General features: G+C 68.6%; 21 protein-coding genes and 1 pseudogene. 13 read left to right on the top strand and 9 right to left on the bottom strand.

The genetic code is table 11. The features are described 5' to 3' along the window. Nucleotides 1-34: 34 nt before the first annotated feature. Both LBW94_RS16635 and LBW94_RS16630 read left to right on the top strand, forming a co-directional pair. Nucleotides 35-1,039: a LacI family DNA-binding transcriptional regulator gene (locus LBW94_RS16635; RefSeq protein ID WP_225061867.1), complete on the top strand. Its 1,005-nt coding sequence runs from the start codon at nt 35-37 to the stop codon at nt 1,037-1,039. Between the two features lie 46 nt (nt 1,040-1,085). Continuing rightward, nucleotides 1,086-2,093, top strand: a complete 1,008-nt coding sequence (locus LBW94_RS16630; RefSeq protein ID WP_225061868.1) for a Gfo/Idh/MocA family oxidoreductase — start codon at nt 1,086-1,088, stop codon at nt 2,091-2,093. 203 nt (nt 2,094-2,296) lie between these two features. Here the strand turns inward: LBW94_RS16630 and LBW94_RS16625 are convergent, their stop codons facing one another. Continuing rightward, nucleotides 2,297-3,079, bottom strand: coding sequence for an SGNH/GDSL hydrolase family protein (locus tag LBW94_RS16625; protein WP_225061869.1), 783 nt, complete (start codon nt 3,077-3,079; stop codon nt 2,297-2,299). 209 nt (nt 3,080-3,288) lie between these two features. Between LBW94_RS16625 and LBW94_RS16620 the strand changes: the two genes are divergently transcribed. Both LBW94_RS16620 and LBW94_RS16615 read left to right on the top strand, forming a co-directional pair. Continuing rightward, nucleotides 3,289-3,693: a hypothetical protein gene (locus tag LBW94_RS16620; protein WP_225061870.1), complete on the top strand. Its 405-nt coding sequence runs from the start codon at nt 3,289-3,291 to the stop codon at nt 3,691-3,693. Nucleotides 3,694-3,762: 69 nt separating this feature from the next. Then, a complete protein-coding gene (locus LBW94_RS16615; RefSeq protein ID WP_225061871.1) occupies nt 3,763-4,029 on the top strand; it encodes a hypothetical protein in 267 nt (88 codons plus the stop codon). A 127-nt stretch (nt 4,030-4,156) separates the two neighbouring features. Here the strand turns inward: LBW94_RS16615 and LBW94_RS16610 are convergent, their stop codons facing one another. Continuing rightward, nucleotides 4,157-4,843 carry an alpha/beta fold hydrolase gene (locus LBW94_RS16610; protein ID WP_225061872.1) on the bottom strand — a complete coding sequence of 229 codons (687 nt, stop codon included), beginning with the start codon at nt 4,841-4,843 and terminating at the stop codon, nt 4,157-4,159. Then, a complete protein-coding gene (locus LBW94_RS16605; protein WP_225061873.1) occupies nt 4,821-5,180 on the bottom strand; it encodes an ArsR/SmtB family transcription factor in 360 nt (119 codons plus the stop codon). The genes LBW94_RS16610 and LBW94_RS16605 overlap by 23 nt, the downstream gene beginning before the upstream one ends. A 139-nt stretch (nt 5,181-5,319) precedes the next feature. On the opposite strand from LBW94_RS16605, the gene LBW94_RS16600 reads away from it, so the two are divergent. The 3 genes from LBW94_RS16600 (at nt 5,320) to LBW94_RS16590 (ending at nt 8,632) form a co-directional block, all read left to right on the top strand. Beyond that, entirely contained in the window at nt 5,320-6,528 is a 1,209-nt protein-coding gene (locus tag LBW94_RS16600; protein WP_266271303.1) for an IS4 family transposase, read from the top strand. Nucleotides 6,529-6,809: 281 nt separating this feature from the next. Then, nucleotides 6,810-7,127 carry an antibiotic biosynthesis monooxygenase family protein gene (locus tag LBW94_RS16595; RefSeq protein WP_225061962.1) on the top strand — a complete coding sequence of 106 codons (318 nt, stop codon included), beginning with the start codon at nt 6,810-6,812 and terminating at the stop codon, nt 7,125-7,127. An 899-nt stretch (nt 7,128-8,026) separates the two neighbouring features. Next, nucleotides 8,027-8,632 carry a DUF3558 domain-containing protein gene (locus LBW94_RS16590; protein WP_225061961.1) on the top strand — a complete coding sequence of 202 codons (606 nt, stop codon included), beginning with the start codon at nt 8,027-8,029 and terminating at the stop codon, nt 8,630-8,632. Between the two features lie 447 nt (nt 8,633-9,079). Here LBW94_RS16590 and LBW94_RS16585 read toward each other — a convergent pair whose 3' ends face one another. Further along, the gene (locus tag LBW94_RS16585) at nt 9,080-10,039 is read right to left on the bottom strand and encodes a TIGR03619 family F420-dependent LLM class oxidoreductase (protein WP_225061960.1); all 960 of its coding nucleotides are present in this window, start codon (nt 10,037-10,039) and stop codon (nt 9,080-9,082) included. Between the two features lie 80 nt (nt 10,040-10,119). On the opposite strand from LBW94_RS16585, the gene LBW94_RS16580 reads away from it, so the two are divergent. Continuing rightward, nucleotides 10,120-10,587, top strand: coding sequence for a hypothetical protein (locus tag LBW94_RS16580; RefSeq protein WP_225061959.1), 468 nt, complete (start codon nt 10,120-10,122; stop codon nt 10,585-10,587). An 18-nt stretch (nt 10,588-10,605) separates the two neighbouring features. Here the strand turns inward: LBW94_RS16580 and LBW94_RS16575 are convergent, their stop codons facing one another. From LBW94_RS16575 to LBW94_RS16565, 3 genes are all read right to left on the bottom strand, one after another. Next, nucleotides 10,606-11,331, bottom strand: a complete 726-nt coding sequence (locus tag LBW94_RS16575; protein WP_225061958.1) for a slipin family protein — start codon at nt 11,329-11,331, stop codon at nt 10,606-10,608. 283 nt (nt 11,332-11,614) lie between these two features. Further along, nucleotides 11,615-12,787 (bottom strand): DUF4349 domain-containing protein, encoded by a 1,173-nt coding sequence (locus tag LBW94_RS16570; protein WP_225061957.1) that lies wholly within the window; start codon nt 12,785-12,787, stop codon nt 11,615-11,617. A 94-nt stretch (nt 12,788-12,881) separates the two neighbouring features. Next, nucleotides 12,882-13,220, bottom strand: a complete 339-nt coding sequence (locus LBW94_RS16565) for a hypothetical protein (RefSeq protein WP_225061956.1) — start codon at nt 13,218-13,220, stop codon at nt 12,882-12,884. A gap of 216 nt (nt 13,221-13,436) precedes the next feature. Between LBW94_RS16565 and LBW94_RS16560 the strand changes: the two genes are divergently transcribed. From LBW94_RS16560 to LBW94_RS16550, 4 genes and pseudogenes are all read left to right on the top strand, one after another. Further along, complete coding sequence (locus tag LBW94_RS16560; RefSeq protein WP_225061955.1) at nt 13,437-13,724, top strand: hypothetical protein; 288 nt, start codon at nt 13,437-13,439, stop codon at nt 13,722-13,724. Continuing rightward, nucleotides 13,721-15,457: an alpha/beta hydrolase gene (locus tag LBW94_RS16555; RefSeq protein WP_225061954.1), complete on the top strand. Its 1,737-nt coding sequence runs from the start codon at nt 13,721-13,723 to the stop codon at nt 15,455-15,457. Before LBW94_RS16560 ends, LBW94_RS16555 begins: the two co-directional genes overlap by 4 nt. After that, a pseudogene (locus LBW94_RS44435) lies at nt 15,454-15,756 on the top strand (LppA family lipoprotein); the annotation flags it as partial. The gene LBW94_RS16555 and the pseudogene LBW94_RS44435, both read left to right, overlap by 4 nt. A gap of 31 nt (nt 15,757-15,787) precedes the next feature. Beyond that, complete coding sequence (locus LBW94_RS16550; RefSeq protein ID WP_255635172.1) at nt 15,788-16,051, top strand: LppA family lipoprotein; 264 nt, start codon at nt 15,788-15,790, stop codon at nt 16,049-16,051. A 118-nt stretch (nt 16,052-16,169) separates the two neighbouring features. On the opposite strand, the gene LBW94_RS16545 is transcribed toward LBW94_RS16550, so the two are convergent. Together LBW94_RS16545 and LBW94_RS16540 are read right to left on the bottom strand one after the other, a co-directional pair. Beyond that, on the bottom strand, nt 16,170-17,030 hold the full coding sequence (locus tag LBW94_RS16545) for an LLM class flavin-dependent oxidoreductase (RefSeq protein ID WP_225061953.1): 861 nt from the start codon (nt 17,028-17,030) through the stop codon (nt 16,170-16,172). Next, nucleotides 17,027-18,064 (bottom strand): aldo/keto reductase, encoded by a 1,038-nt coding sequence (locus LBW94_RS16540; protein ID WP_225061952.1) that lies wholly within the window; start codon nt 18,062-18,064, stop codon nt 17,027-17,029. The genes LBW94_RS16545 and LBW94_RS16540 overlap by 4 nt, the downstream gene beginning before the upstream one ends. Nucleotides 18,065-18,200: 136 nt before the next feature. Between LBW94_RS16540 and LBW94_RS16535 the strand changes: the two genes are divergently transcribed. Next, nucleotides 18,201-18,770: a TetR/AcrR family transcriptional regulator gene (locus LBW94_RS16535; protein WP_225061951.1), complete on the top strand. Its 570-nt coding sequence runs from the start codon at nt 18,201-18,203 to the stop codon at nt 18,768-18,770. The last annotated feature ends 3 nt before the right edge of the window (nt 18,771-18,773 follow it).

Genomic DNA, 18,773 nt, shown 5'->3' with positions numbered 1-18,773 from the left:
ACGGCCGGCCACCGCAGCACACGAGAGGCATCCGATGACGCGACCGACGATGGAGGACGTGGCCACCCGGGCCGGCGTCTCCCGGGCGCTGGTGTCGCTGGTCATGCGCGGATCGCCGAAGGTCAGCGACCATCGCCGCCGCGCGGTGCTGACGGCCGCGGCGGAACTCGGCTATCAGCCGCACGCGATGGCCCGGTCGCTGGCCAGCCGCACCTCCAGCCTGATCGGCGTGCTGGTCTCCGATCTGCACAACGCCTTCTTCGCCGACGTGGTGGAGGGCATGGACTCCGCGGCCGCGGCGGCCGGGCTGGAGTTGATCCTCACCACCGGCCATCGCAACGCGGTGCGCGAGCGCGGCGCGCTGGACAATCTGCTCGGCTTCCGGCCCGGCGGGACCATCCTGCTGTCGCCGGTACTCCCGGCGGCGGCCATCCGCGCGGCGGCCGACCGCGGCCCGCTGGTGCTGGTGTCGCGCACCTCGAGCGCACCCACCGTCGACACCGTCAACGACGACGGGGAGACCGGTGTCGCCCTCGCGGTCGACCATCTGGTGTCGCTCGGGCATCGGCGGATCGTGCACCTCGACGGCGGCGCGGCCTTCACCGCGGCACCGCGGCGCAAGGGCTACCTGGCGGCGATGGCGCGGCACCGCCTGGAGCCCATGGTGATCGCCAGCGAGCACACCGACACCGCCGGCGTCGCCGCGGTGGCGACCCTGCTGAAGTTGTTCTCCCCCGGCACTTTTCCCACCGCCCTGGTGTGCGGCAACGACTTCAACGCCGTCGGGGCGATGTCGGCGCTGGAGGAGGCGGGACTGCGTGTCCCCCAGGATGTCTCGATCGTCGGCTACGACAACTCGTCGCTGGCGGCGCTGCGGCACGTATCGCTGACGACGATCGATCAGCCGCGGCTGGAGATCGGCCGGCTGGCCGTCGGCGCGCTGGTCGAACGGCTGCGCACCGGGCGCACCCGCCCGGTGCGGCACCGGGTCCCCCCGGCGCTGGTCACCCGCGCCACCACCGCGCCGCCCGCGCACTGATTTCGTTGCCCCGCAAGACTTCCCGAGTCGACCGACAGGAGCGCACATGACGATCACGCTGGGCCTCGCGGGTACGGGCCGCATCGGCACCGCGCACGCGCGCACCCTGACGAAGCTGCCCGGCGTCGGCACGGTGGTGGTCACCGACGTCGACACCGCGCGCGCCCGCGCCACCGCGGCCGACCTCGGCGTCGATGTCGCCCCCGACCTCGACGCCCTGCTCGCCGGCGGGATCGACGCCCTGGTGATCACCAGCGCCACCGATTCGCACCCGGAACTGATCGTCGCCGCCGTCGACCACGGCATCCCGGTGTTCTGCGAGAAGCCGGTCGCCGCCGACATCGACGGCACTCTCGCGGTGCTCCGGCACGTCGAACGGTCGCAGGTCCCGGTGCAGATCGGCTTCCAGCGCCGCTTCGACGCCGGGTACCGGGCGGCCCGCGCGGCGGTGACCGCCGGCGAACTGGGCTGGGTGCATTCGCTGCGCGCCACCACTCTCGACCCGGCGCCCCCGCCGGCGGCGTACCTGCCGCGCTCCGGCGGCATCTTCCGCGACTGCGGCGTGCACGATTTCGACATCCTCCGCTGGGTCAGCGGCCGCGAGGTGACGGAGGTCTTCGCCACCGGATCCAACCGCGGCGACCGGAGTTTCGCCGACGCCGGCGACGTCGACACGGCCGCGGTGCTGCTGCGACTCGACGACGACACCTTGGCGACGGTCTCGCTCGGCCGCTACAACGGCGCGGGCTACGACGTCCGGCTGGAGGTGCTCGGCGCGCACGGCAACGCGATCGTCGGCCTGGACGACCGGGCTCCACTGCGCTCGGTGGAACCGGGTGTCGCACCGGCGGACCGGCCCGCGTATGCGGGCTTCCTGGAACGGTTCCGCGAAGCCTACGCCGAGGAGCTGCGGGCCTTCCTCGCCGTCGCGGCCGGTGAACGTGACAACCCCTGCGGCCCGGCCGAGGCGCTGGAGGCGTTCTACATCGCCGAGGCGTGCGAGCTCTCCCGGCGGGAACACCGCCCGGTCCCGCTCGCCGAGGTCCGGCACTGAGTCGGTGCTGCGCCGATCCAGTGCGGCGCTGATCTGGGTGCTGCGCCGATCCAGTGCGGCGCTGACCTGGGTGCGGCGCTGACCTGGGTGCGGCGCCTGACCTGGGCGCTCCGATGATCCAGTGCCGACCCGGCGTCGCGGCGCTGAGTCGGTGCTGCGGCGCTGACCCGGCGGCACCGCGTCCAGGGGGGTACCACGCCGAGTCAGGCGTCGCCTTCCGGAGCCAGAACAGGTTGCAGCACAGGACGTCTCGCCAGCACACCGTCACCGGAGGAGATACCGCGCACCCGGCGGACCAGCCACGGCCACAGCACCGCCACGAACCACGCGAACTCCCGATAGGTCGCCCGGATCCGTCCCATGCGCAGCGGTTCCGCCAGCGGATCGGCCCAACTGTGGTCGGCACCGGCGAGTCCCAGCGCCTCGGCGGCGGCGAGGGCGAAACGCTCGTGCCCCAGCGTCGAACCGTGCACCCGGTCGGTGGCCCACACGCGGGGGTCGAGCATGGACCGCGCCCCGAACAGGTCGACCAGCCGCAGGTCGTAGCGCTCGGCGCAGAGCCGGATCCGCTCGTTCACCCGATCCACCCGCTCCCCGATGAACCGCGCCGCGGGAATGATCCGCCGGACATCGGGGAAGGTGGTCGTCACCACGATGGCTCCGGCCTCGACCAGGCGGGCGTACATCTTCTCCATCTCGTCCAGCGGCTCGTCCATCTCGGAGGTCAGCGCCATCACGTCGTTCATGCCGACACAGATGCCGACCAGATCCGGTCGCATCTCCAGCGCGAATTCGAGTTGCTCGTCACGGACCTCGGCGATCCGGCGGGCGCGCACGGCCAGATTCGCGTACAACAGCTCCGGATTGTCCTCGGCCAGCCGGAACGCGAGCCGGTCCGCCCAGCCCACGAGCCCGCGCCGGTCGTCCCCGTCCCACAACCCCTCCGTCTGACTGTCCCCCATCGCAACGAATCGACTGAACCGCATCCCAGCATTGTGTGCCGATTGCTGATCCATCGCGCAACCGTGATTCGAACCGAGGTTGTGCACCGGGAAACGTGCGGTTGAACACACTCGGTGCGGGCGCCGGGCACGCGGAGGCGTGCCTACCCGTCGGACCAGGGCTTTTCCGGTAAGTTCGACCGCGATCGACCCGCCTTGCCCCGGTCGGCGTATGCGACGGCGAGAGGAGATCCATGATCACCACCGTCAGCCGGATCACAGCGGCGGCGTTGCTGGCCATCGCGCCGCCGTTGCTCGGCGCGGGCCCCGCCGGCGCCGATCCGGCCGTCATCGGACTGCAAACCGGGGACGACGGCCGCACCATCATGGTGTCGCCCGGCGACGAGATCCACGTCCGGTTCTTCGCCCGCAAGCGAGAGCACGACCTCTGGACCTGGGACATCCCCGTCTCCAGCCGCCCCGATGTGCTGTACCAGACGCACAGCGCCACCGAATCCAACGGCGACAGCTCCGCCACCTACCGGGTGGTCGGCACCGGACTCGGCGACCTCACTGCGCACCGCCGCTGCGGCGTCGACGAGGGCTACACGTGCCCGCCGGTGAACCTGCCCTGGAAGGTGCTCGTCTTCGTGCGATGACCGGCGCTCGCCAGCAATGGGCATACCGCGCAGGTGATTTTCGGACATCGGCGTAGCAGATTCGTACCCATGACCATCGCCACCCGCCGGGCCGCGGCCCGAATCGCCGTCGCCACCGCACTTTTCGCCGCGCCGCTCGCGGCCTTCGCCACAGCGGCGGACGCCGCTGCGGTACCGCTCACCCCGGAGCCGTCGGTGTCCGGCCCGGCCGCCGACCTGGTGTGGCAGGAAGCCGGAAGGATGTGCCCGTCGTGGGGTTGCGGCCGCCCGCCGGGACATCCGGCGCCGCCGCAGCGGCCGTCGAGTGGCAGCGGTAGCGGCAGCAGCACGTATTAGCGGTCAGCCGGCGGCCCCGGTTCCCGCGATCACCTCCAATCCCGGCAGGTCGAGCTGCCCGCGGAAACCGTCGACCAGGTCGGCGCGCAGTCCGACGATCAGGATTCGTACCGACATGTCGTACGCCTCAGAGCCAGCCGTCGAGACCGGCGAGAAAGCCGTCGAAGTCTTCGTTGTGGACGACGTGACCGGTGTCGGGGACCGCGCGGACTTCGAAACCGCGCGTGGCCAATTCGGTTGCGCGCTCCGGTGCGACGGTGAGGCTGGGGTCGGCGAGCAGGAGCAGGGCGGGGACCGTCGGCGGCTTCGGGTCGTAGCCCGGGAAGCCGTCCACGATCGCCAGTGTGCCGGGGTCCCAGTGCGCCAGCGCATCCAGTTTGAGCCGGTGCAGATCCGGCGACCAGCGTGGGTTCGCCACCGCGATTTGTTCGAGGGTCCAGTTCCGCTGTGCCCGAAAGGCTTCGGCGATCGCCGGATGGCCAGGCGACCAGGCCGGATCCTCGTAGACCACCCGTTCGGGCCGTACCCGGTCGACCACGGTGGCGAGCACCAGGCCGCCCAGCGAATGGCCGAGGACAAGCTGCGGGGCGGGCGGAATCGCGGCGGCGACGGCGTCGGCCACCGTGTCGAGCCGATAGTCGGTCCAGCGCAGGCTGTCGCCATGGCCGGGCAGGTCCGGGGCGTAGACGTGGTATCCGCGCGCGGCCAGCTCCGGGCCGACCCGCCACCAACTGGTCGACGCCGCGGTGAGGCCGTGGATCAGCACGGCCGTCCGCTCGCCGTCACCCCATTCACGAATGTTCAGATCCGCCATCGGTTTCCCTTGCTCGAGATCGGTTCGGTCCGTCGTCGCGGGCGGCCGCCAGCAACGGCTCCAGCAGTCCCGGAAAGCGGGCCTCGAATTCGTTGCGGCGCAGTGTGATCCAGCGATGCCGGCCCTGCTGCCTGGTGCGGGTCAGACCGGCCTCCCGCAGCACCCGGAAGTGATGCGACATGCTGGCCGGGGTGATTCCGAAATCGAATGCGACACAGGGGTGTTCGGCGCCGTCGGCCAGCATGGTCACGATCCCGAGCCGCACCGGATCACCCAGCGCGTCCAGCACCGTGACCAGTTCCATGCCGTCGATCGCCGGATGGTTGAGGCCGCGCATTCGTGCAGTCTATTCGATAGTTAGCCAATCATCTAAGGATAGTGTTAAGTGTGACAGATTCGGTACAGTTCTGGGGCTAGGCCCAATACCAGTGACTTAAGGCTCGACCTGGTAGGCTGCGGTTCCGGGAGGTATGTGGATGCCGCGGCCTGGGCAGGTCAAGTTGGAGACCGATGAGCGGTTGTCGGATCGCATCGCGATCGGGTTGCTGACGAGGACCTTTCCGCCGGATTTGGTGGATCGTGTGGTGGACGAGTGTGGCCGGTCGGGGCAGCGGACCCGGTTGCTGCCGCCGCGGGTGGTGGTCTATTTCGTGCTGGCGATGTGCTTGTTCTCCGGTGAGGGTTACGAGGAGGTCGCGCGACTGCTGACCCACGGGCTGGCGTGGGCAAGGCGCTGGTCGGGGTCGTGGCAGGTGCCGACCACGGCGGCGATTTCGCGGGCGCGGGTGAAGCTGGGGCCGGCGCCGTTGAAGGCGTTGTTCGCCGAGGTCGCGCGGCCGATGGCGACGGAGTTGACCGCTGGGAGCTGGTATCGGGACTGGCGTGTGGTCGCGATCGACGGGACGACCTTCGATGTTCCCGACAGCGCCGGGAATGCCGGGTATTTCGGTCGCCCGAAGACCCATCGCACCCAGCGGTGCGCGTATCCGCAGGTGCGGATGGTGGCGTTGGCCGAGTGCGGCACTCATGCGATCACCGCTGCCGCGCTGGGGCCGTTCACGGTCTCTGAATCGGTGCTGGCCCGCCAGCTTTTCGGGCATCTGGGTGCGGGCGATCTGCTGCTGGCCGACCGGGGGTTCGCCGGTGTCGGGTTGTGGCGGGCCGCGTGTGCCGGCGGTGCGGATCTGTTGTGGCGCATTCGTTCTCACCTGATCCTTCCGGTGATCGAGGAGCTGGGCGACGGTTCGTATCTGTCGGAGATCGTCGAGGCGAAAGATCACCGCACACGCGCGGACCCGACCATCGTCCGGGTCGTCGAATACACCCTCGAGGGTCCCGGTTTCCCGGCCCAGCAAGCCCCGTACCGGCTGATCACCACCATCCTCGATCCCGACGCCGCGCCGGCGGCGGAACTGGCGGCCCTGTATCACGAAAGGTGGGAGATCGAGACCACACTCGATGAGCTCAAGACCCACCAGCGCGGCCCGGCGCAGGTGCTGCGATCCCGTTCCCCCGAGGGCGTCGAGCAGGAAATCTGGGGTCACCTGCTGGTCCACTACGCCATCCGCACCCTGATGCACGACACCGCCGATCACGCCCGCATCGACGCCGACCGGTTATCGTTCACCCGCAGCATCCGCCTCGCGCGCCGGCAGGTGACCGCGCAGGCGGCCTTTTCCCCCTGACCACCTCGCACAAGCACTCACCGGAGGCGTGCGGGAAATCGCCCGCCACCTGCTACCCGCCCGACACGGCCGAACCAACCCCCGCGTCGTCAAACGCAAGATGTCCAGCTTCAAGGTCAAACGCGACGAGCACCGCAAACCCGTTCCACGACAACCAGAACCACTCGACGCGGTCACCATCGCCCCGCACTGGCGCACCACACCGACCACCACAACGGCCAAGAACGCTACACGCAGACCAAAACCCTAAGTCACTGGTATTGGGGCTAACCTCGACTGGTATGAACATCGTTTCCAGTGGCCAGGACGGGATTCTGGCCTTCAATGTCTTCACTGTGCGGGCAGAGCGGCAGCAGGCGCTTGTCGACCTGATCGTGTCCGCGGGCGATCCCTCCGATATTCCTGGGCTGCGCAGCATGCAGATCTTGCGCAGTCTGGATGGCACGCAGGTGATCAACTGCATGCACTGGGAGTCGGTGGCAGCGTTGAAGACTGCTACTCGGACCGATCCTCGCATTCTCGGGGCCATGCGCCGGGTCGGGGAGTTGATCGAGAGTGCACAGCCCAACCACTATGAGATCGCTGCGGTGTTGAAGTAGGTGTAGTTGTGGTTTGGGCTTCGCGGGGGTGGGTTGTGGGGGTTGGTGTTCTCTTTTCTGCTCTGTCGGCGGAGGATCGAGTCGGGTTGAGGTTGGGCGGCTTGGTGACGGGGTGGGGTGTGCTGGGGGCGGCGGGAAACGGGGTGTCGGGCTCTGCCGGCCAGTTCTCCGGTCGGGTGGAGCGGACCGGCGTCGGGGTGGGGACACTGAGGGTTTTGCCTTCTCGGTGGTGACCGGCTGTGTTTTTGGCCTCCGCTTCGCTCCGGCGGGTTCTCGGCCCCTCAGTCTCGATTCTTCCCTCCTCCGCTCCTCCGCTTCGCTCCCCCGCTCCGTCAGTCCAGAATCGAGACGGGCCGAGAACATTCGGGGTATGCCTACTCGGGGGTGACCGGGCCCTCAGCGGGCGAGCCGAATGCCGGGGCTGCTCGGGGGTGACCGAATTGGAGAGCTGGGGCGTGAAACGAAGGCGAGTGAGGGTGAGCCTGCGGAACGGTGACCGCTACTGGGGGGTGAGCCGGAAGAGAACCCGAGGGGACCGGGCCTGCGGAACGGTGACCGCTACTGGGGGGAGCCGGGGAGAGAACGCGAGGGGGCTGGGCCTGCGGATCGGTGATGGGTTGGAGGGAACCGGGTGGCGGGCAGGAGGTTTGGGCGTGCGGATTGGTGGCCGGGCCGGGGGAGCCGGAGGTGGGCGCGAACGGGAGTATCCAGCCCTGCGGACCAGTGGCCGGGGCGAGCGGACCGCAGTTGGGCCGCGGATATCGGTGTGGTGTCTGTGTGTTGTGACCGCACTGGGTGAGGTGGGGCGCGGACAGGGCCGGGTCGCGAACCTGTGCACGGGAGGCTTGGACACCAGTTAGGCTGTTTGCTGACTATTTGCCCCCGGACAGGAGTCATCGATGCCGTCGCTCGCCACCTCGCTCGGCCGCCGGGTCCTGCCAGCGCTCGTCGTCGCGACGGCGGTCGGCGGTTGCTCCTCCGGCGGGAGTGGCGGCGGCACATCCAGCACGTCGAGTGGGGCCGGCGCGGCGGCCACGGCGTCGGCGACGAGCGCTGGGCCGACCAGCACCTTCAGCGGCGGCCGACTGTTCGATCCCTGCTCGGACCTCGGGGACAAGGCGCTGCGCAGCGCCGGTCTGGATCCGAAAACCAAGGCCGTCGACGAGACCCAGAGCGATGTATGGCTGGTCTGTCACTGGAAGCCGACCGATTCCGACAAGTATCTGGTCTCACTGCTGTCCACCAGCCGGACCCTCGCCCAGGGTCGCGACAACGCCACCGTCACCGACTATCAAGATGTGAAAATCGGCTCCCGCTCCGGTTTCACCGCCGTCGCCATCGACCCCGATCACCTGCGCTGCTACGCGGCCATGCCGGCGGCGCAGGGCATGTTCGAGGTGCTGGTGGTCTGGCGGGCCGACATCAAGGCGGGCAGCGGCGACCTGCCACCCTGCAAGCTGGCGGTCAAGTACGCCAGCGCGCTGGAGTCCGACCTGCCGAAGTAATCGGCCATGATGCGCGACCTGCGCGTCGATTCCGCCAACCGGAGTCTGCCTGGATACGTGGCGGCGACGCGTCCGGCGACGCCAACCGGGGTTTGCCCGGATGCGCGGCAACAACCTGCTCGGCGATGCCAACCAGGATCCTCCCCAGACACTCGGCAACAACCTGCTCGACGACACCGACCAGGATCTCCCCAGACACTCGGCAACAACGTCGTCCGGCGACGCCGAATCGGGTTTGCCCACATGTGTGGCGACCACGAGTTCGGCGGCTCAACAGGGCGTTCCAACCGGAATGCACAAGCGCGCGGCAGCAACGATTCTGCACAGCGGCGCCGACGGATCGGCCCTGGTACGGCGGCATCTGTGCGCTGGGAGCGTCGTCCGCTGCCGATCGAGATCGCCCTCGCATGCGACGACCCGCGTGGGGTGGTGCCAGCGGGATCACCTCTAACTCGCGGCGACGACCTGTTCGGCGACCCACGCCAGCGCGTCGGCGAACTGCGCTGTCGGGACTGGCAACCACAGCGAATATGCCGTTGCTCCGGCCGCGGCCAGCTCGCCGAGCTCGTCCAGCACACTTGCCGCGGTGGGCCGGGCGCCGCCGAGGTGATGTCCTGGGGCCTCGACCGCGGTATCGAATCCCGGTGGCACCAGGAACCCGCCGACGGTGACGGCCGGTTCGGGGCGGCCGGCCGCGTCGGCGAGGTCGCGGAGGCGAATGTGTGTCTCCCGCAAAGCTTTCGGGTCCAGACCGGAGCCGTGCCAGGCGTCACCGAAACGCACGGCTCGCCGCAGCGCGGCGGTACTGCCGCCGCCCACCCACACTTCGGGGCCGCCTGGTGTGCTCGGCGCCGCCGCGATCTTCACCGTCGCGGAATCCTTCTCCCACAGGGTGCGCAGGGTGGCGAGGTACTCGTCCGTACGACGGCCGCGCTCACCGAACGGCGACCCTACGGCCTCGAATTCACCAGCGTGCCAGCCCGTTCCGACACCGAGGGTGAATCGCCCACCGGAGAGCCGGTCCAGCGTGGCCGCCTGGTTGGCCAGCACGACCGGGTTGTACAGCGGCAGGATCAGCACGCTGGTCGCCAGCCGGATCCGCGAGGTCGCCCCGGCGATCACCGCCAGCATCGTCACCGGCTCCAGCGTCGGGCCCAGTTCGGTGTCGAGCAGGTGGCTGCCCGCGATCAGATGATCGAAGCCCAGCCGCTCGGCGAGCCGGGCGTGCTCGAGCACCCCGTCCAGTTCGGATTCCGTTGCCGCCCAGAGCCGATGCGGGGCGACGCCGATGCGCAGTCCGGTCACGGCCGGGGTCAACGCTCCCCCGGCGCCGGGCATTCCCGGGCCCGGTACGCTGCGACCGGCATCCATCGACAGCCGGCGCACACGCGTGGTGGACCGACTCACGGGCACCGTCGGACCGATGCGCGAATTCGAATGTCGCCACAACTCTTGCCCGGCAGCCCCGGACCGGCGACCATACCGTCATGAGTAAGGTAACCCTAAGTACCACTCTCCCGATATCCGCCGCCACCGCCCGCGCCCTGGCCGCCACCCCCGCGTTGTTCGCATACGTCGTCCACCCGATCCTCACGACCCCCGGCCTGACGCTGCCCGACCTGGTCGAACCCGGCGTCGAGGGCTCGGCCCGGCTCTGGTGGTTCGGTGTCGTGCCGTCCTGGCATCACCATCTCCGCCTGGTCCGGCTCACCCCCACCGAGATCTACACCAATGAATGGGGCGGTCCGGTCCGGATCTGGAACCACCGCCTGACCTTCGAACCGCTCACCGCGACCAGTTGCCGGTACACCGACGAGATCGAGACCGACGACGGCGTCCTCGGACTCGGCGCCCGGCTGTTCGTGCACGTCATGTTCCGCTGGCGGCACCGCCGGTGGCACGAGCTGGCCCGGGTGCTCGCCGACGGTGCCCTGGAGGTCCGTCCAGCCGCGTGATCCCGGGCCGGCCCGCGATCAGCCCGCCTCGACCTCCCGCTGCACGAATCCGCCGATCGCCCGGACGCTGTCGAGGAACTGCGCCGGGAACACGATGGTCGAGTTGTGCTCGGTGGAGATCTCGGACAGCACTTGCAGATTCCGCAATTGGAGGGCGATCGGGTGCGCGGCGATGACATCCGCCGCCTCGGCCAGTTTGGCCACCGACAACGCCTCGCCCTCCGCCGCGATGATCTTCGCCCGCTTCTCCCGCTCCGCCTCGGCCTCACGAGCCATGGCCCGCTTCAACGACTCCGGCAGCTCGATGTCCTTGAGCTCCACCATTTCCACCAGCACACCCCACTTCTCGGTGGTGGCGTCGAGAATGATCTTGATCTGCTCGTTCAGCCGCTCGGTCTCCGACAGCACCTGATCGAGCGTGGTGCGGCCGATCACGTTACGCACGGTGGTCTGCGCGATCTGATCGATGGCCTGCCGGACATCCTCGATCGCCACCAGTGACAGGGCCGCATCGACGCATCTGTAGTAGGCCACCGCGGCCAGCGCGATGGACACGTTGTCCCGCGTGATCACCTGCTGGGACGCGATCGGCATGGTCACCGTGCGCATGCTCACCTTCTCCATGCGATCGACGAACGGGAGCATGAACCGCAACCCCGGCTCCCGCACAGCCTGCACCTTCCCGAGCCGGAACACGACCCCCTTCTCGAACTGCCGCACGATCGCGACGATGTCATTGGTCACTGCTGCCGCCCTCTTTCCTCATCCGAACCGGCACCGCGCCCCTGCCCGGCAGGGGCGCGGCACAGCGTAATTGCCCGAATTGCCGCCCGCGACCCCTGGACCGAACCGCCACCGCACCTGTCGTCACGCATCGCGTCCCGGACCGGCAAGCACGTCCGGACCGGGCACTTCGCCTGTCCTTCCGAATTACGTCCGGCGCGGCGAACTCGTTCAGACCGAACGCCCGTCCGTCACTCCGTGGCGGAATTCTTCTCCGCCCCAGCGGCTTCGCCCGCGGCGGCATCTACTCCTCCGCCGACTCCACCCGCTCACCCTCCGCAGCCGACTTCCCGGACGGCTGCTGTCCGGCCGCGGGCTCTCCGGACGACTGCTGTCCGGCCGCGGGCTCTCCGACCGCGGGCAGCCCAGCCGACGGCTCCCGGGCCACCGGCTGCCCGGCCACCGCATCGACGGCCACCGGCTGCCCGGCCGCCGACTCCACGTGCTCAGCCTCCGACTCCGGCTCCCCGGACCCGGACTCTGCGGACCCCGGAGCATCGGGCACAGCTCTCCCGGACGGCTCCTCGGACGCACCCTCTGCCGTACGCCCCGGCGTCGCGAACTCCGGACCGGTCCTTCCCCTGAAGCGCCACCGCACTGCTCGCCGCACACCCCAGACAACGCCGGCCACAATCAGCAGGAACACGATCCACGGCAACGCATTACCGGTCGCCTTCAGCGCCGCCATCAGCGAATGCCAGCCCTTCACCACCCGGTCCCCATAGCTGTCCGGCTGCGACCCCGGCGGTTCGTCGGTGCTCAGCTCGATGGTCAGCGTCGACAACGCGATCTGCTCGTCCAGGTGCCGTTTCCGCGCGGTGAGGCTGTCCAGATCGCCCTGCCGCCCGGACAGCGCGTTCTCGGCGGCGATCAGATCCGCGGTACTGGCGGCGCTGGAGACCAAGGCGCGCAACCGATCCACCGAGGCCTGCAACGCCTTGATCCGGGCGTCGAGATCCTGCCACTGCATGGTGACGTCCTCGCGGTTGGTGGTCACGGTGGTGACCCGACCATCCGCTTTCAGCCCCGCCAGAAACGCGTCCGTCTTGTCGGTGGGCACCCGAACCGTCAGGGTGGCATGGGCTTTCACCGAGTCGGTTCCCGGCTGCTCGGAGCGGCTGTCGATCCGCCCGTCGACAGCGTGCACCTGATCGGCCACCTTCGCGGCCGCCCCGATCGGATCCGAGGTGGTGATGTCGACGCTGCCGGTGACCACCTCCTTGCGATCGACCGGCGCATCGGTGGACCCGTTGCCGCCACCCGGGGCAGGCGTCGCGGGCCCCTGCTCCCGCATGACCGGCGGCGCCCCGGGACCGGGCCCGATCGCGGAATCACTGTAATTACGTGTGGAATTACCACATCCGGTGAGCAGACCCAACCCCAGCAGGCCGGCCAACAGCACAGCGAGCATCCTCATGGACGCAGGGTAGCCGGACGAACCGGGAACAAAGGGTGCGAACCGAATTCCCGCCGAACACCTCACGACCGGCGGTCGCGGGCCCCGGCAACCGCTACACCAACCAGCTCTTGCGCTGGTAGTAGCGATCCATCTCGTCCTCTTCCTCCGGAGTCGGCTGCCGCGATGCGGCGGGCCGATCGGGCCGCCCCCGCACCTCGACCTCGCCGCGCGGCACCGGTTGCCGCAGCGCATCCATGATCTGCGCGCCTCGCAACCGCAGCCGCGGATCGGCCTCCAGCTCGGCAACCGCCTGCGCCACAGCAGTTCTGGACTCCGTCAACGCGGCAGCATGCAACCGCACGATCACCGCCACCAGCGTGTCCGGATCGAGCCGGCGACCGTGCTCGGTCAGCCGGATCGCACGCAGACCACCATCGGCACCGACTTCCACCGACACGGTTCCCCCGGCCGCAGTGGCAACAACGGGCCTGGTCACCGCATTTCGCAACCGCTCGATGGTTCCCGGGAGCGGATCCGTCTCGTCCATCAGCGGGTTCACCCCCTTCGTGATACCGCTGCCGGAAGCCTATAGTGGCCGCAGTCGGTGAGCCAGTCGGTCGGACAGGGGGGCACAGCCGTGAGATCACATCCGGGAGATGTTGTCCGCGTGGACAAATCAGCATGCCGCCGATTGGCCGACGGGCTCGGCACCGCGGGCCAGGACCTCCAGACGCTGGGCCGCGGCGGCGCGATCGCGGACACGTTGACCACCGGCCTGCCCGGCACGAAAACCCCGGCGGCATACCATCTTGCGGCCCGCGAAGCCGACCGATCGCTCACCGCGGTCGGCACCGCCCTGCTGGAGCTGGGCGGCGCCGTGGTGAGCGCGATAGTCGCTGTCACCGAACAGGATTCGGCAACCGCCGCGCACATCGCGAAACAGGCCACCCGATGAGCGACCACCTGACGATCCCGGACGTACTCGGCTGGAACCCCGAGGCCTTGACCGAACAAGCCCGCGAATGGCACCGGCAGGCCACCACTCTGGGACACATCCTGGACGACCGCAACCGCGCGGTGGACAGCTCACACGAATTCTTCCAGGGCTCCGGTGGCGACACCGCGCGCACCCGATTCACCGAGGTCCGCGACCGCGCCCGAAAAGTGCTGGAGGCGTTGCGACTGGGCAGCGACGCGGCCGGAATCGCAAGTATGAACTTCGCATCCGCGAAGGGCCTGGTCGAACGCCGCAAACACTCCGCGGAAGCCAAGGGCCTGCACATCGACGACGACGGCACCTGCCACCTCACCGAATCCACCAGAGTGGCGCTGTACCTCGCGGTCGGCGGCAACCGCGACAAGTACACCACCGCCCTCGCCGCCCTCCAGACCGACTGCGACGACGAGACCACCGTCCTGCGCAAGGTCCTCGACAACGCCGCTCTCGTGGACACGAACGCCGTCACCGCGATCGCGGCCGCCTTCGAGACCGTGCCGCCACCCGACTCCTTCGGCAACGCCACCACCCCGGCTGTCCAGCCCACCCCCCGACCGGAAAACGCCACCCCGGAACGAATCCGACATTGGTGGGACGCGCTCACCCCACAGCAACAACAGCGGGAGATCGACACCCACCCCGCCGACATCGGCAACCTCGACGGCCTCCCCGCAACCGTCCGAGACCGCGCCAACCGCACCATGATCCCACTCGAACACGACCGTCTCACCACGGAGCTGGAGGTAGCGGACGCGGCCCTGACCACCGACCCCTCCGACCTGAACGCCGTCCGCCGATCCACCGACCTCCGCAAACGCCTCGCCGACCTGGACGCGGTGGACCAGGCGACCAGGGACCATCCCGAAGCGAAACTGCTGCTCCTGGACCTGAAGACCGGACGACAAGGCCGAGCCGCCCTGGCTTTCGGCGACCCGGACACCGCCGACCACATCGCGGTCACCACACCGGGCATGAGTACGAATCTCCGAGACTCGCTGAACTCCAAGGTAACCGAAGCCATAGCCCTGAAGAGGCAAGCCGAGCGGCAATCGACGACTGCCCAGCAGGACCGATCGATCGCAACGATCGCCTGGCTCGGCTACGACCCGCCGCAGATGGACATCGGCGATATCGGTATGGCCGGCAACCAGAGTCGCGCCGAAGAAGGCGGTCGGCTGCTGGCGAGGTTCTACGACGGATTGGACGTCGCCGGCACGAAGAACGAGCCACACATCACCGCGCTCGGCCACTCGTACGGATCGCTGACCACCAGCCTCGCGCTACAGCAAGCGCACGGGCGCGGCGTCGACAACGCCGTCTTCTACGGCTCGCCGGGACTGGGCGGCCGTGTCCCGAACATCGAATCCCCGATAGGCGCCCATTTTCCGTTCGATCTGGGCCGATTCAACGACTCGGTGCAATCGGCCGCCGACCTCGGCCTGCCACCGGGCCACGTCTTCGAGATGACGAACCGGGCTGATCCGATCGCGACCCTCGGCAGTTTCGGGCGAAGCCCCGACTCGATACGGTGGATCACCCACCTCGCGACATCGGCGATCACGGTCGACGGCATCACCTACACCGAGGGAACAGGGCACTCAGCCTATCCGGATATGAGCCATCGATCCGGCTACAACCTTGCGGCAGTCGTCGCCGGACTCCCCGACAATGCGATCCACCCGGGCCGATGATCACGCCGAAATACGCGGCAATCGCCGCCGCGATCGTCATCGCGACGGCGACCGCCCTCTGGATAGGACACGGCCTGGTGAATTCGATCGACGAATCGAGCGGAAAGAAAACCGGACCCGAGGAGACCGCACAGGCGACCCGGCGCCTGCTGACACGCCCCAGCCTCGAGGAAGCCGAGAACCGGATGCGCGGCGCGGTTCAGCAGATCGGTGCGGTGGGCACCGAACTGATTCCCGGTCTCCAATGGTCGTGGAAGCGGGACCGAACCATCAACGGCTGCCCGCCTCCCTACGATCAGACCGACGGCCGGATCGTATATCTGCCTTTCCATGTCAGCGACCTGCCTGTCCCCCGACGACGTGTGGCCCCACTTCGTGGAACGCAGTCGAGCGATAGCGGCCGCCGCCACCGCGCCACCGGAGTCGATGCAGGACAGGCTGGGCCATCACGACATGTGGTTCAGCAACCCCGAAGACGGCACGATGATCCAGATCAGCAGCCAAGCAGTAGGCGTCATCGCGGGAACGGTCGGCTGCCATCTGCCCCAGGCGATGCTGACACCGCCAACCACCGCCCCGCACCCCACGTCGTAATCACAGCACATCGACAGCCGTGCACCGACCATCCGGCGTCACCACATCGGCCAGCACTCGATTCCCGTTCGGCCGCAACCTCATCGGATCCAGGACCTCAGCGAGACTGCCCGCCCGCTCACTCCCACTCACTCACGAGCTCATCGGCGACCCACTGCGCGACACCCACCGGATACGGCGCCGGCAAGCCCAGCACCACATGCTCGAACCCGGCCGCCACCGCCTCCCCGATCGCCGCCCGCGTACTTTCCGGCCGTTCATAGGAAACCGCCAGATGAATCGAGCGCACGATCGACGCCGGATCACGCCCGATCTCCGCGCAGAACCGATCCAGCATCGCACTGCGCGCCACGACATCGTCGATATCCCCACCGGGAATGTTCCAGATATCGGCATGCTTCGCGACCACCCGCAACGTCGCCACCGCCCGCCCACCGATCAGAATCGGCGGATACGGCCGCTGCACCGGCTTCGGATTGCAGTACGCCCCTGTCAGCCGAATCTGCTCACCGTGGAAATCGAACGGCTCGTCCGCGGTCCACAACCGCCGGATCACCGAACAGGCCTCGTCGAAACCCGCCACGGCAGCATCGGTGTCGTGGAACGGAATCCCGTTCGCCTCGTATTCTCGCCGAGCCAGCGGATGACTGGGCCGCGACCCCACCCCGATCCCGAATTCGAGCCGCCCACCCGAGACGATATCCACAGTGGCAGCCATCTTCGCCACCATCGCCGGCGGCCGAAACCGATTGCTGGTCACCAATAATCCCAACCGTAACCGCCGAGTCTGCGCCGCCAGCGCCGACAACAACGTCCACCCTTCGAAAATCGGCCCGAGCGGATCCCCCGCGATCGGCAGCAGATGATCGAACAACCACGCATGCTCGATCTGCGGCACCGCATCCGCCTCCAGCCACACCCGCCGAATATCCTCGTACCCGACCTGCATCGGCGCCGTGGCGATCCCGAACCGCGTCATCGTCCCACCACCATCGGCCGCCGCCGCAACCCCGCGTCGAGCAACGCCGGCGGCGCATCGTGTTTCTCCTCCGGCGCCAGATCAACACCGGGAGCGACGATCTCGTCGATCGCATCGAGCACATCCGGAGACAGCACGGTATCCGCCGCCGCCAGCTGAGACTGCAAGTGCGCCGACGTCCGAGGCCCGATGATCGCACCGGTCACCCCCGGATGCGCGGTCACGAATCCCAGCGCCAACTGGATCATCGTCAACCCCGCACCCTCCGCCACCTTCGCCAGCCGCTCCACCGCATCCAGTTTGGCCCGATTGGCAGCCACCCCGAGATCGAACCGCTGTGGCATGAAAGCCGCCCGGTTGGTGCCGATCTCACGCCCCGCCCGCACGGCCCCCGACAACCACCCCGAAGCCAGCGGGCTCCACACCAGCACCCCCATCCCGTATTCCTGGGTCACCGGCAGCACATGCGTCTCGATCCCCCGCTGCAAGATCGAATAAGGCGGCTGCTCGGTGACGAACCGCCCGAGCCGCAGCTCCCGAGCCGCCCACTGCCCCTGCACAATTCGATATGCCGGATAGGTGGACGACCCGAAATACCGAATCTTCCCCGCTCGCTGCAAGTCGGTCAACGCCGACAGCGTCTCCTCGTCCCCGGTCTCCGGATCCCACCGATGCACCTGATAGAGATCGATATGGTCCACCCCCAACCGCCGCAGACTGTCCTCCACCGCGGTCGTCAACCACCGCCGCGACCCACCCCGCCGGTCCCTGGACGCCCCCATCGGCAACCCCGCCTTGGTGGCCAGCACGACGTCGTCCCGTCGCCCCGCGACGGCCTTCCCGACCATCTCCTCCGACTCCCCCTGGCTGTAGTGATCAGCGGTATCGATCAGAGTGATCCCCCCTTCCAGCGCAGCGTCGACCATCGCGGTCGCCTCGTCCTGCGTGACCTTCCCCAGCCGCCCGAAGTTCATCGCCCCGAGAACCAGGCCGCTGACCTGCACCCCTGTACGTCCCAATGTCCGATATTGCATGAGTGTGCCTCCGTCCACGAGGCGGCGCCTGGCGCCACCCCCTCCAGCTCTGGCATCCTGAACAAGCGGAACCATGTTCCGATAACCACCATACGGAACAATGTTCCGCTTGCCAACCGATGGAGGTCCCGACCCCGTGCCCGACCCCGACTCACCCCCGAAGAAACGCGCCGACGCCCGCCGCAACCAGAAATCCCTCCTGGACGCCGCCGCCGCAACCTTCGTGGCCGCCGGCGTCCACGCCCCCGTCCGCGACATAGCCGCCAAGGCCGGCGTCGGCCTGGGCACGATCTACCGCCATTTCCCCACCCGCGCCGACCTGATAGTCGCCGTCTACCGCCACCAGGTCGAGGCCTGCGCCGAAGCCGCCCCCGCCCTCCTGGCCGAAAGCCCCACGCCCCACACCGCCCTGTCCCGTTGGATCAACCTCTTCGTCGACTTCCTGGTCACGAAACACGGCCTGGCCGAAGCCCTCCAGTCCGACGACCCCACCTTCCAATCCCTGCACACCTATTTCCTGGACCGCCTGACCCCCGCCTGCACCGAACTCCTCACCGCAGCAACAACATCCGGCGAAATAGACGCCGACATCACCGCCTACGAACTGATGCGCGGCGTAGGCAACCTCTGCATCGGCGCCACCACCCCCGACTACGACGCCCGCCGCCTGGCGAACCTGCTGATAGCCGGACTACGCCGCCCCTGAACG

The sequence above is a fragment of the Nocardia sp. alder85J genome (assembly GCF_020176955.2).
Lineage (GTDB): Bacteria > Actinomycetota > Actinomycetes > Mycobacteriales > Mycobacteriaceae > Nocardia.
This window is presented reverse-complemented; position numbering and strand designations above follow the sequence as displayed.

Coding starts and splice junctions, on each gene's coding strand:
- LBW94_RS16635 (WP_225061867.1), top strand. CDS start 35: ATGACGCGACCGACGATGGAGGACGTGGCCACCCGGGCCGGCGTCTCC.
- LBW94_RS16630 (WP_225061868.1), top strand. CDS start 1,086: ATGACGATCACGCTGGGCCTCGCGGGTACGGGCCGCATCGGCACCGCG.
- LBW94_RS16625 (WP_225061869.1), bottom strand. CDS start 3,079: ATGCGGTTCAGTCGATTCGTTGCGATGGGGGACAGTCAGACGGAGGGG.
- LBW94_RS16620 (WP_225061870.1), top strand. CDS start 3,289: ATGATCACCACCGTCAGCCGGATCACAGCGGCGGCGTTGCTGGCCATC.
- LBW94_RS16615 (WP_225061871.1), top strand. CDS start 3,763: ATGACCATCGCCACCCGCCGGGCCGCGGCCCGAATCGCCGTCGCCACC.
- LBW94_RS16610 (WP_225061872.1), bottom strand. CDS start 4,843: ATGGCGGATCTGAACATTCGTGAATGGGGTGACGGCGAGCGGACGGCC.
- LBW94_RS16605 (WP_225061873.1), bottom strand. CDS start 5,180: ATGCGCGGCCTCAACCATCCGGCGATCGACGGCATGGAACTGGTCACG.
- LBW94_RS16600 (WP_266271303.1), top strand. CDS start 5,320: ATGCCGCGGCCTGGGCAGGTCAAGTTGGAGACCGATGAGCGGTTGTCG.
- LBW94_RS16595 (WP_225061962.1), top strand. CDS start 6,810: ATGAACATCGTTTCCAGTGGCCAGGACGGGATTCTGGCCTTCAATGTC.
- LBW94_RS16590 (WP_225061961.1), top strand. CDS start 8,027: ATGCCGTCGCTCGCCACCTCGCTCGGCCGCCGGGTCCTGCCAGCGCTC.
- LBW94_RS16580 (WP_225061959.1), top strand. CDS start 10,120: ATGAGTAAGGTAACCCTAAGTACCACTCTCCCGATATCCGCCGCCACC.
- LBW94_RS16570 (WP_225061957.1), bottom strand. CDS start 12,787: ATGAGGATGCTCGCTGTGCTGTTGGCCGGCCTGCTGGGGTTGGGTCTG.
- LBW94_RS16555 (WP_225061954.1), top strand. CDS start 13,721: ATGAGCGACCACCTGACGATCCCGGACGTACTCGGCTGGAACCCCGAG.
- LBW94_RS16550 (WP_255635172.1), top strand. CDS start 15,788: ATGTCAGCGACCTGCCTGTCCCCCGACGACGTGTGGCCCCACTTCGTG.
- LBW94_RS16545 (WP_225061953.1), bottom strand. CDS start 17,030: ATGACGCGGTTCGGGATCGCCACGGCGCCGATGCAGGTCGGGTACGAG.
- LBW94_RS16540 (WP_225061952.1), bottom strand. CDS start 18,064: ATGCAATATCGGACATTGGGACGTACAGGGGTGCAGGTCAGCGGCCTG.